We start from the raw sequence: 11,810 nt of genomic DNA on the forward strand, positions 1-11,810 counted from the left end.
CACCAGAAGGTCTTCACCCGTGCCCCTCCATGCCCCCATACGCCCGCTGCGCAGCCTGCGCGGCTCGCTGGTCGCGGCTTCCTGCGCCGCCCTGCTGTGCACCGCCGGGTTCCTGCCCACCGCCCACGCCGCCGACCGGCATCCGCTCATGGGATCCCGGCCCGCCTACGCGACGCCGGCCGCCGACGTGGGACCAGTGCCCGGCGACCGGCGCGTCAGCGCACGGCTCTACCTCAACTCCCGTGACCCGCAAGGCCTGGCGGCGTTCCTGCACGATGTCACCGACCCCCGCAGCCCGCACTACCGGCACTTCCTCACCCCCGCGCAGTACCAGCGCCGCTTCGGCCCGGCCAACCGTCAGATCCAGACCGTCACGGCATGGCTGACCAGGTCCGGGTTCACCGTCACCGGCCGCACCCCCCACTATCTGGGGATCGCGGGCCCCGCCCGCGCCGTCCGGCAGGCCTTCGGCACGAGCCTGCATCGCTACCGCACCGGACGCGACACCATCGACGCCCCCTCGGCCGACCTCAGCGTGCCCGCCTCCCTCGGCTCCGCCGTACTCGGCGTCACCGGTCTGTCCCTCCCCGGCGCGGCCCGCCCGCTGTCCACCCCGGCCCCCGCCCTCGACGTACCCGCCGACGGTGCCGTCTGCTCCGGCCACTTCGGGCAGAAGCCCGCCACGAACATGCCTGAGGCGTACGGCAGGACCTCCACCTACGCGCCCTGCCCCTACACCCCCGCCCAGCTGCGCCACGCCTACGGCGCGGGCGACAAGGGCAGCGCCACCGGCCGCGGCACCACCGTCGCCGTCGTCGACGCCTACGGATCTCCGGACATGGCCGCCGACACGGTCCGCTACGCCCACGCCACCGGCGACCGTCCTTTCCGGCCGGGCCAGTACCGCGAGCACGTCACCCCCTCCCAGTGGCACATCGGCGACACGTGCGCGCCTCCTCGCACCTGGGCCGGCGAACAGGCTCTCGACATCGACCTTGTCCACGGCCTCGCCCCGGACGCGAACGTCCTCTACGTCGGCGCGAACTCCTGCCTCGACAACGACCTGATGAACGCCGAGTCGTATGTCATCGACAGCCGCCGGGCGGACGTCATCTCGAACTCCTGGGCCGAGATCATCCACTCCGACCCGGGGCATCTCACCCCTACCCTGGTCGCCGCGTGGAACCTGCTCTTCCAACAGGCCGCCGCCGAAGGCATCGGGGTCTACTTCGCGGCGGGTGACTGCGGCGACTCCTCGCCCCAGGCAGCTCAGACCGGCGTCAACTGCGACCCGAAGACCACCCGCGCCCAGGCCGACTTCCCCAGCGGCTCCCCATGGGTCACCTCAGTCGGCGGCACCACCCTCGCCCTGGACCGACACGACGACTACGCCTGGGAGACCAGCATGGGCGACGAGTTGTCCATCCGCACCGACAAGGGCAAGGGACCCTGGGGACCCATCCCCGGTATCTTCGCCTTCGGCGGCGGCGGAGGCGCGAGCGACTTCCCACAGCCCTGGTACCAGCGCGACCGCGGCACCGGCGACACCAGGCACCGCACAACTCCCGACGTCGCGATGGAGGGTGACGGGGCACTGCCCGTACTGGTCGGCTTCACCGACGCCGGAACCTTCCACCTCATCGGATTCGGCGGCACATCGGCGGCGACCCCCGCCTTCGCCGCCCTGCAGGCCGACGCGGAACAAGCCTCCGGGCACCGGATCGGCTTCGCCAACCCGCTCCTGTACGCACTCTCCGGTTCCCGCACCCAGGTGTTCCACGACGTCACCGACCGGCCCGCGAACGCCGGAGCCTCTCCCCTCACCGTGGTCCGCGACGAGGGCCCCGACACCGACACCTCCACCGGCGCCCAGCGCTACATCCTCTACACGCTCGGCCATGACTTCGGCCTGCCTGCGCACCGCGGCTACGACGAGGCCACGGGCCTGGGCTCCCCCGCCCCCGGATACCTGCGCTGGTTCCAACACACCAAAGGCGCCCTGCGGTGACCGCCGACGCCATCGTCGTGGGAGCGGGACCGAACGGCCTCGCGGGCGCCGTCACGCTCGCCCAGGCGGGCCTTTCCGTGACCGTCCTGGAAGCCGCCGCCACCATCGGCGGCGGGACACGCAGCGGCGAGGTCACCGTGCCCGGCCTGCTCCACGACCACTGCGCCGCGGTGCATCCCATGGCCGTCGCATCGCCCTACCTGCGCACTCTCGGCCTCGAACGCCACGGACTGCGCTGGGAGCACGCCGAGACCGCCCTCGCCCACCCCCTCGACGGCGGCCACGCGGCCGTGCTCCAGCGTGATCTGGCCGCGACCGTGCGGGGTCTCGGCGTCGACGGCCCGGCCTGGCGTCGTCTCTTCGCACCCCTGACCGCCCACTACGACGCCCTGAGCGAAGACCTCATGCGCCCCCTGGCGCGGCTGCCCCGTCACCCCGTCCTGACGGGCAGGTTCGGGCTTCTGGCAGCCCAACCTACGCAGTGGACCCTGCGCCGATGGCGTGACCAAGCGGCCCGTGCCCTGTTCGCAGGGATCGCCGCCCACGCGCTGCAGCCGCTCGCCGCCCCAGGCAGCTCCGCCATCGGACTCATGCTCACCGCCGCCGCGCACCGGCACGGCTGGCCCGTCGCCCGTGGGGGCTCTCAGGCCATCACCCATGCGCTCGCCGCCCGTCTCGTCGAACTCGGCGGCACCATTGAAACAGGCACCCCCGTTCGTTCCCTGCCAGACCTTCCCCCCGCCCGCACGATCCTGCTCGACCTGGCTCCCCACGCGGCAGCGCGGGTGTGCGGTCCCCGTCTTCCCGCCCGCGTCCGACGCGCCTACACCGACTACCGGCACGGGCCCGCCGCGTACAAGGTCGACCTGGCGGTGGAGGGAGGCGTGCCATGGCGTGCCGAGGCGTGCCGCAAAGCGGGCACCGTCCACCTCGGCGGAACCGCGGAGGAGATCGCGGAGGCCGAACAGGCGGCGTCCCGCGGACGGATGCCCCAGCGCCCCTTCGTTCTGGTGGCCCAGCAGTACCTCGCTGACCCCGGGCGTTCGGCCGGCGACATCCACCCAGTCTGGGCATATGCGCACGTCCCACACGGCTACGACGGCGACGCGACGGCCGCCGTCCTGGACCGGATCGAGCAGTACGCCCCCGGACTGCGCGACCGCGTCGTCGGCCTGTCCACCCGCTCCCCGGCCCAGCTGGAGGCGTACAACCCCAGCTACGTCGGCGGAGACATCCTCACCGGCGCCAACTCCCTCGCCTCGCTCGCATTCCGCCCACGCCCTGCCCTCGATCCGTATGCAACGGGCATCCCCGGCGTCTACCTGTGCTCGGCGGCGACGCCACCGGGCGCGGGCGTGCACGGCATGTGCGGCCACAACGCTGCGAGATCGGCACTGCGAGAACTCGGCCTGACCGTGGCCGCGCCGGGACGCCGGCACGCCGGCAGCCGAACCCAGGCGCAGAGACAAAAGGAGCGAGGCGGCCGACAGACGGGCCGGGTGCGGTGAGGCGCTGTCAGCTCACCCCGAGTTTTTGCAGGGCGGTGGTCCAGTCGGTGGCGATCGCTTTCTGGGCCGCGGCCAGTGTGATCCTGCCCGCGCAGACCGCGGTGTGCAGCTGCGCTTCGACGGGGTCCTTCTTGTTGTTCACCCCGCCGTGGGCGCGGTGGCCCGGGTCGGGCTCTTCCACCCACAGGTTGCGGGGATCGTTCGGATCGCCGCCCAGCTCGAGGCTGACGAGGTGGTCGTACTCGGCATCGCCGAGCCTGCCGGTGTACCCGTACGAGGCGGCGTTCAGCTGCTTCTCCCGGTCGGTGATGGCGGCCGGCGGCCGGATCTTCTTAGTGTAGCCGCCTTTTCGGCAGATCGTCTGCTTGAGGTCGGCTTGTGTGACCGTGGGAGAGATCGCGCCGGGTGTGCACGTGGGGTCCGGCAGCGGTTCCCCGCCCTCGCTCCGGTAGTGGCAGCTGCCCACCGGGGGCTGGTGCTGGACCCGGTACACCTGCTGCGGACCCGGTCCGACCGGCAGACCGCCTGCGGACCCACCCGAGTGCGACCCGCCCGCCGCCGGCGGGTTCGGGGAGGCCTTCGCATCGCTTCCGGCTGACGTCGGACGGCAACCTGCCACCAGCAGGCAGGCAAACACCAGGCAGGACACGGCACGGGCAGTACGCATGACGACCTCTCACCAAACGGAGCTAACGAGCAGAGAGTGCCCCGTCGAAGCCGGTGCTCTACACACCGAGAACCGCCACAGCGTGGGGGTGTGCTTGTTACTCACTTTCGGGTGAACGCCTCCGGGACGGTGGGGTGGCGGGAGCGGACGGGTGGTTGCCTCAGGCCCGTGTTTCCGGGGCTGGCCGAGGTGAGAGGTCATCAACAGGGCTTACGGGGACTTAAATGGTCGCTACAGGTGTAAGTCCCAGAAATCTGCAGGATCAGTAACATAGTTCGCATTTCCTCCGTGGTGTGGGGGAGTGGCGTGCAGGGTGTGGGTGTGCGGCCGACCGGTCGCGCACCAGCACAACGCATCCTGCCCGACCTGCGGCTACGGCCACAGCCGGGCTGGGTGTGGGCACCATGAAGGAGGACCTCTGTGTCCGTTTCTTCTTCCGTCCGTCGCCTCACCGCTGCCGCCGCTGTCGCAGGCGCTGCTGTGGGAGCGGTTGCGCTGCCGGCCTCGGCCGCTGACCACCACTCCGGCTACCCCCGGCATACCGCGGTCTACATCAGCGAAGTGCACTACGACGTCCCCGGCCGCGATAACCGGTCGAACTGGGCACTGAACAGTGAGTGGGTGGACGTCACCAACGCCACCCGTCAGGGGGTGAATCTGGACGGCTGGACCCTGTCGGACGACGAGGGCCGCACCTACACCTTCCACCACGTGTGGCTGGAGGGACGTGGCACGGTCCGGGTCCACACCGGCTACGGCCGTGACACCCGCACCGACGTCTACCAGGACCGGCGGCGCGAGGTGTGGGACGACCGCGGTGACACCGCGACGCTGCGCAACGACCACGGCCGGTTCATCGACGCCGTCTCCTGGGGCTACGTCCGCGACCACCGCGGCGACGACCGTGACCACCGCGGCGACGACCGCGACCACTGGGGTGGGCACCGTCACTGATCTGCCGAGCGGGTCCTGACGCCGCTCGCGGAGCCGACGCCGAAAGCATGCAGGGCCTCCCTTCCGGACAGGAGGGAGGCCCTGCGCGCTTTCGTGTGGCTACTTGAACCAGTAGCGCACGCCGTGGTGGTGGGAGCAGGTGCCCTGGGAGTGCCGCGAGTACGACACGGAGGCGTCCTTGCACTTCGCGGTCTCGTACTTGTCCTTGGGCTTTTGGTGGTGCGTCCAGCCGCACACGCCGGTGGTGTGGTGGATGCAGTGGTGGGCGGTGTTGGTGGACGGCAGTGTCGCCGCGGATGCGGCTGGTGCGGTGAAGAAGACACCGGCCACGGCGACAGCCACCACTGAGACGGCAAGACGAGTGCGCAAAGGAACCCCCCTCGAGTTCGAGCAAGTGCAGGGGAACTCTATAGGGATTTCAACCGCTTGCATGCTGTTTCGGAGTCTTGGCTGCGTGTGGCTGCAGTGCCCGTGGGCGCTGATGGGACCCTCCGCGGCGGCTCCCCCTCGCAGAGCGCGGTGCCGCCGATCTCCATGCCCTGCGTGAGAGGAAACGGGTTCCGGCGTCTCGCGGCGACCGTTTGAGGGATCTCGGCGACTGTGGCGCCGTCCCAATGAAGAGGGCGGGCGCGCGAGAGGCTGGCCCGGTGGGTGGTGGACTGCCTTGCACTTGGTGTTGGTTGTCGCGCTGTTGCTGGTCTTCGTGCGAGAGGCCAACGGCGGTCACGGCCCGGTTCGGCGGCCTGGCCTGTTGAAGCTGCTGCAGCACATGCATGGGCCGCCGTGAGGGGCGGGGCGGTCGAGCAGTGTCTTCAGGTCGGCCGCGGCGGTGTGCGGTGGGGTGGTCATGAATGTTGCCGGGTACAGCATCGTCCGCTTTTCGTTTATGGCTCATCTATGGCTGAAACTGATCAAAAAGGGATGCATCCCGTGTGCCAGGCGTGCTTGTATGCCGCCAACGCGACGGGGGTAACGCAGAGTTGACCGCTAGCCCCTGTCGGCTGCGTTCAACACAGGGGGTACACGTTGAAATTGCGAGTGCTGCTCGCCACGGGGGCTGTGACGCTGGGGCTGCTGGGAACGGCCGCTCCGTCGGCTCTGGCCGACCAGTCCGCTCCCGGTCAGCTGCGGGTCACCATCGGCCCGGCCCGGTTCCAGCCGAGCAACCTGGCAGCAAGTCCATCCTCGAACGCCACCTGCACCATCAACAAGATCACAATCAACCGGTTCAGTGAGTGCGAGTGGGTCACCATCCACGTCGACGTCATCAAGGTCGTCAACGGTAAGCCCGAGCTCGAGGGAACCGTGGACTTCGACGTCAAGCACCAGATGACCCTGAACGCGAAGTCCGCCAACTGGTCGGAGAAGTTCTCCCTGTCCAAGGCGAAGACCACGCGCGCGGGCAAGGGTGTCCACGTCGACATCGCCGCCTCCTCCGGTGGCGGGACGAAGGCCACGGTCCACTACTCCCAGGGCCACGTCCTCGACAGCGCCTCCAGCGGCAGCGTCACCTACACCACCGGGACGATCCCGAAGAAGAAGATCAACCCCAAGGCCAAGACGCACTACACCTACACGTTCACCAAGCCCGGCTACACACCCGGAACCGTCTCCTACGACTCCGCGGTCTACCGGTGCGACAACTACTACGGCACCAGCGGCTGCACCCTCCCCGACGCCCCGACCGGCGTAAGCATGATCAACCAGCCGCGCATCGACGAAGGCATCCGCAACCTCCGCGCACACGGCGGCCACTACGGCGACCCCAACGGCGGCAAGCCGCTGCACTGGATGATCAACGACAAGCAGAAGGCCAAAAACAGGGCCGCGGTCTGCCCGAAGACCCCTCCGGCCGACATGAAGCGCGCGGGCCGCACCTCCTGCGACGAGTACCCCTTCGCCTCCACCTACGAAGGCGGCACCCACCTGCCCGCCAACCAGCGCACCATCACCTGGGTGAAGAAGGCCGAGAACGACAGCCAGGGCGCCACCATCACCAACTGGCGCCGCGCCTTCCACGTCATGGACCACGACCCCTTCTACGTGATCGTCTGAACCACCGCACCACCCTGTGCTAGACCGAGGGTGCTCCTCCCACGCCTGCCGGGGGAGCACCCTCGCAGTGCGAACGGGAGCGCTCATGCTGGTGCACGAAGCACACTTCACCGTCGACCTCGGCGAAAGCGGATACCTCATCGGCTTCACCGAGCACGACGACTACCCCGACGAGATGCCCTACGGCTGGCGCTGCGGACCCGCCGGCCCTTCCAGCGCCGTCGTCCTGACCACCACCGACACCGGGCCCTTGCACCTCACCGTCCAGATCCACGACAGCGAGCCCGCTTCAGAAGCGGACGACGCGTGGGAGCCGGCGGAGGAGCTCAGCGTGCAGGCCGAGAGCGGTCGAGTACACCTCGCCACCCTCGATCCCGGCGACATCACGGACGCCTGGCCGGAGGAGGAACCGCCCCTGTCGCTTCCCACCTCGCCCGAGCAGGAGCCCTGGGCGCGGATGCGCCTGTACTGCCACGCAGATGACCCCGAAGCCGGCATCGGCGACCACGGCGAACGACACCTGATCCAACTGTGGCCCGCACCGCCAACCGATCCAATCCATCCCGCCCTCACCGACGAGGACCGCCAGGCACGCGCGGAGTACACCGCCGGCCTGGCCGGGACTGTGGAGGACTACACCACCGAATATCCGCCGCAGGGCTGACACTCCCGCCCAGCGAAACTCGTGGCGGTCGTCTGGCATCCGCTGACGGGCTGGCGCAAGCACGTGGAGTCGACGCGGCGAAGAGCCCGGCCGCCTCTGGGTGTTCCGGCCTCGCACAGGTACCACGTGTGCCGGCAGTGGCTTTTGAGGGTACGGCTGGGGCGCGTTATTGCTCCTGCTGGGGTGGCCGTGCGCTCGGCGGGGAAAGCACGCCGAGCGTCGTGTCGCTCAGGCCGTTGGGGCTGCCCAGGTGCTCGGTCATGGTTTCTCCCGCGGGGCAGGCCGTAGGCGTCTGGTGCGAATGACCGCGTGGCTGCGGGACATGGGCCATCTCACGGACGTGGTGACTCTGGAGCGCGGCGCGGACGACCGCCTCGTGTGCCAATCCGGCCGCCCGGCCTCGAGCCGGCACACGGTGGACGGGTGGTCCAAATCCACATCCTCGCCGACAACCCGGCCGACGATCCTCCGCACCTTTTGCCGCGCCTGTCCCCACACCCGCAGGTCACCACGCTGGCCCTGCCGTGGTCGAGACGCCGACATCCCCTCTACGCCCCGGAGCCCCGCGCCCCAGGGCAGGAAGAAGAGAGAAGTGGGTGGGTGGGACAAGCCCGGACGGGGGGTGAGGGGATCGGGCCGCCGTGGGTGCTTCTCGCGCGCGACGGCCGGGCCGCGCGCGCCGTCGGACGGACAGGCCGCACGGTCCGGCTGTGCGTGCCTCGCACTGAGGCACGAAGAGGGTCTTTGGCGGGTTGTTCCGACTGGCCCCCGTCGACCTCGGTACGCGAGGGGCAGTGCCGCGGCTGCACTGCATCAGTGAGTGTGGGGGTTGGGGCCTGAGGGAAGAGAGCAGGGGCTGAGTGGGCTACTGTCGATGTCGGGGGGCGTCGTGGAGATTGCGGCGTTGGTGGTGTCGGTGGTGGCGTTGATGGTTTCAGGCGCGGTGTCGTTGCGACAGTTGCGGCTTACGGAGCATGCCAACACGCTGCCGGTTCTGGTGGACCTCTTTCGGGAACATCGCAGCATGCGAATGGCGCGGGCACGGCAGTTCGTCCACGAAGAACTGCCTGCTTGTGATCTGTCCGCTGGGCTGGCCGGGCTTCCGCAGGATGGGCGAGACCCGGTACGCGAGCTGGCGTGGTACTACGACAACTGATGAGCCGCTCGGGATAGCCGGCGGTGCGCAGCTGGTAGGCGTTGGCGGGGTCGGTCGGGTCTGTTCCCTTCCCGCCGAATCCCATGGGTCGCAGCGTGCTCACCCACGTCACGAACGCCTTCCGGTCGGCGGAGCTCAGCAACTGGGTGGTGCCCGGCACCGGCGGCAGCGGAGCCTTGTACGGAACGTTGGAGTCGGGGTCCCGGTAGGCGGCGGGTATGACGCCGGGCAGGCCGCCCTTGTACGACGCGAGCGCCAAGGGCACGGGTACCGGCTCGGGGACCGGGAGAAACGGCAGGCCAGGCAGGCCGGGCGGATCATCGGAACCGTGAGGCAGCTTGACGCGCTTCTCGGAGGTGTCCAAGGCGTGAGCCACATCGCCCAGTCGGTGGATCCAAGGATCACCCAGCACGGCATCGAGGAGACCGCCGTCGTCACCGTTGCCGCCGAACATGGGCGAGTCCCAGGGCATCTCCACATGGAAGATGTTCTCCCGGTCATCGATGATCTTCACCTTGGCCGACTCGACGTGGTCGGCGTACGGGTCGCACGCCTTGGCGAGCTGAGTGCAGGCAGCTACCAGATTTGCGACCAGCGGCTCGTTCGGGGTGAGCCTGCTCGGGCGGGGCAGCGAAGCCGACGAACCCCTTGAAATAGCTGCGGAACGCATCAGCGGCCTGGCCGGAGTGGGCCTTGTCAGCGGTGTGAGCGCAAGCCTGTGCATCCTCCAGAAAGCGCGTCATCAGCTTCGCCCCCCGTCGCCACGTACCTGCCACGTCCCGCAGCTTCTCCGGCGAGCCACGGAAACGGTCACTCATCCCGGCGGGCGTGTATTGGTCGTACCACGCGGTGTCACCGACAACCTCCGGAAGCTCCTGCCCAGGCCGAGGAAGCTCTCCGAGCAGTCCGCGCCGGGATCACCCATGCCCTCGGTCAGATCCACCTGCTGGCCGAGAATCGCGGCGGCGACACTGCTCTCCCGCGCCATGAACTCACGGCAGGTACGCATCAGCCCCTTGCCGGTCTCGCCCATGACATAAGCGCTGAAGCCGATCTTGTCGAGCGTTGTGGCCGCCGCAGACTTGTACACCTTCGCGAACGCGCGCCCAGCGTCGTCATCCCCGGCCATGCCGTGCTGCCGGTCCAGCTCGTGAAAGAGGGCGATGGCGGTGTCCCGGATGCCGACCATGACCGTGTCCACCATGCCCATGGACGCCTTGATCATCCCGTCCACGATCAGTTGCAAGTCCGGTCGCAGCCCCACAGAATCCCTCCGCGCTCGCTCGCCCGGAAAGGTGAGCGATCAGACCTCTGTTCTATCCCACGAAGATCCTCATGACAGCGGCGAGTCGAGTAAAAGGCCATTGTCGCAGGGCTCATTGCGCCTCGGCTCAGCCGGCTACCCGGGGAACGCCGCCTTCTACGGCCCACACCGGAAGGCGACGCGGTCGACCTTGGGAAGACCGGCACGGTCGTTGCGGCGGCAACGCCAGCCTGCGCGGCGCAGGCGATCTATTTCCGGATTCGGCTGGAACCGGCGACGGGCTCTTAGCGTCGGCTCGTCAGCGCCCAGTGCGCGCTCGCCTACAGGAAGGGAGGAAGCCAGATGCGCATGCCGAGCTGTCGATAGGCGTCTGCGTTATCCCGGATCGACCACCAGTTCCGGCGGGTGAACTGCAGAGAGGTCGGCTGGCCGGGGTGGCGCTTGCCCAGGTCCGAACAGATCTCCGTCAGGTCGGGAGGGAAGGCCAGGACGCCCGTCACGGAGAACGATTCATAGACGACGAGCGTGTACCAGTCGACGCCGGGGATGCTCCGCACAGTGTGTTCGTTCGGCCAGTCAGAGAGAGGGTTGGCCAGGTACTTGACCTGTATGTACTCGCCATCGGCCGATACCACGTCGTAGTTCGCCTGCACGCGGGACTCGGCGAGCTGGCCTCCTCCCCACAGGGCTGCCACCAGGTGTTCGGCGAACTCGGCTAGGGGGTCCCGATTCGACCGGCCAAGTCCCAGAGCGCCCAGGAGGCTTTGCCGCGCCAACCGGTAGGAGTCCAAGAGGCTCAACAGCTCGGGTACGTCAGCGCTGTGCGGCGCAGGGCGAAGAACGTTGTCGGTCACGCTGCCACGATGTCGCACAAGGCCGCAGGTCCGCCAGCGTCCCTACAACTCCGCGCCTGCGGCCAAGCCCGTCACCCACCAGGCCTTGTTCGGCCTCACCAGCAGACTGCTGGTCGACGTAAAGGCCCAGCCGGCGTGCAGCAACCACACGGTGCGATGGTTGCTGCTGTCCGCCTTGCGGGCATCGTCGGTCAGACGGTTTGACGTGCGGGAGTTACATGATGTCGCGATTCGGTAACGCGCCCGCGCTTGGTGTCGGTTAGCCCATAGCGTTTGGTGCTGCTCGACAACTTCCTTGTTCGCGTAGATGAGCTGACGGGGTTGCCGGCTCGTCCCGTTGGGGCACAGCATCGATCTTCAATGAACGGTACCTGCATGGTCTGTGGTTCGGTCGTTTCGCGGCAACCTTCGGCAGAGCCGATGTGGCGCGCGATTCCGAGTGGCCTACAGCTGTGGGGATGCACGGATGGGGCCTTGCCTGGCTGAGGGTGTGATCACCGTCGGGTGGTGAGGGGGGCCGACACCAGTTGGTGGTGGATAGCTGTCAATCAGATGTTCGACGGCGCCGAGGTGGTAGCTGGCGTTGTCCAGCCTCGTTGGCCGAGGCCGCTTCGCGGCTTGCTGAGGAAGTGACTCACTCTCCGCAACAACGTTAGATAAATCAGGCACCACTGGTAGTT

Annotated in this window: 10 protein-coding genes; 5 read left to right on the forward strand and 5 right to left on the reverse strand. The window is 68.6% G+C overall.

Translation table 11 applies throughout. The annotated features are described in order from the left end of the window. Nucleotides 1-19 precede the first annotated feature (19 nt). Nucleotides 20-2,008 (forward strand): protease pro-enzyme activation domain-containing protein, encoded by a 1,989-nt coding sequence (locus ACGFZN_RS38025; protein ID WP_393863053.1) that lies wholly within the window; start codon nt 20-22, stop codon nt 2,006-2,008. Then, entirely contained in the window at nt 2,005-3,516 is a 1,512-nt protein-coding gene (locus ACGFZN_RS38030) for a phytoene desaturase family protein (RefSeq protein WP_393863054.1), read from the forward strand. The genes ACGFZN_RS38025 and ACGFZN_RS38030 overlap by 4 nt, the downstream gene beginning before the upstream one ends. A gap of 7 nt (nt 3,517-3,523) precedes the next feature. Here ACGFZN_RS38030 and ACGFZN_RS38035 read toward each other — a convergent pair whose 3' ends face one another. Further along, on the reverse strand, nt 3,524-4,156 hold the full coding sequence (locus ACGFZN_RS38035) for a hypothetical protein (RefSeq protein WP_393863096.1): 633 nt from the start codon (nt 4,154-4,156) through the stop codon (nt 3,524-3,526). Between the two features lie 447 nt (nt 4,157-4,603). Here ACGFZN_RS38035 and ACGFZN_RS38040 point away from each other — a divergent pair, with 447 nt between their 5' ends. After that, nucleotides 4,604-5,137 (forward strand): lamin tail domain-containing protein, encoded by a 534-nt coding sequence (locus ACGFZN_RS38040; protein WP_393863055.1) that lies wholly within the window; start codon nt 4,604-4,606, stop codon nt 5,135-5,137. Nucleotides 5,138-5,236: 99 nt separating this feature from the next. Here the strand turns inward: ACGFZN_RS38040 and ACGFZN_RS38045 are convergent, their stop codons facing one another. Then, nucleotides 5,237-5,479, reverse strand: a complete 243-nt coding sequence (locus ACGFZN_RS38045) for a DUF3761 domain-containing protein (protein ID WP_393863056.1) — start codon at nt 5,477-5,479, stop codon at nt 5,237-5,239. A 684-nt stretch (nt 5,480-6,163) separates the two neighbouring features. Between ACGFZN_RS38045 and ACGFZN_RS38050 the strand changes: the two genes are divergently transcribed. Next, on the forward strand, nt 6,164-7,192 hold the full coding sequence (locus ACGFZN_RS38050; RefSeq protein ID WP_393863057.1) for a NucA/NucB deoxyribonuclease domain-containing protein: 1,029 nt from the start codon (nt 6,164-6,166) through the stop codon (nt 7,190-7,192). Between the two features lie 85 nt (nt 7,193-7,277). Beyond that, nucleotides 7,278-7,856 carry a hypothetical protein gene (locus ACGFZN_RS38055; protein WP_393863058.1) on the forward strand — a complete coding sequence of 193 codons (579 nt, stop codon included), beginning with the start codon at nt 7,278-7,280 and terminating at the stop codon, nt 7,854-7,856. Nucleotides 7,857-8,821: 965 nt separating this feature from the next. Here the strand turns inward: ACGFZN_RS38055 and ACGFZN_RS38060 are convergent. From ACGFZN_RS38060 to ACGFZN_RS38070, 3 genes are all read right to left on the reverse strand, one after another. Then, nucleotides 8,822-9,526 carry a hypothetical protein gene (locus ACGFZN_RS38060; RefSeq protein WP_393863059.1) on the reverse strand — a complete coding sequence of 235 codons (705 nt, stop codon included), beginning with the start codon at nt 9,524-9,526 and terminating at the stop codon, nt 8,822-8,824. Between the two features lie 300 nt (nt 9,527-9,826). After that, the gene (locus ACGFZN_RS38065; protein ID WP_393863060.1) at nt 9,827-10,237 is read right to left on the reverse strand and encodes a hypothetical protein; all 411 of its coding nucleotides are present in this window, start codon (nt 10,235-10,237) and stop codon (nt 9,827-9,829) included. Between the two features lie 359 nt (nt 10,238-10,596). Beyond that, on the reverse strand, nt 10,597-11,130 hold the full coding sequence (locus tag ACGFZN_RS38070; protein ID WP_393863061.1) for a hypothetical protein: 534 nt from the start codon (nt 11,128-11,130) through the stop codon (nt 10,597-10,599). Between the last annotated feature and the right edge of the window lie 680 nt (nt 11,131-11,810).

It is taken from the genome of Streptomyces sp. NPDC048192 (assembly GCF_043202415.1).
Lineage (GTDB): Bacteria > Actinomycetota > Actinomycetes > Streptomycetales > Streptomycetaceae > Streptomyces.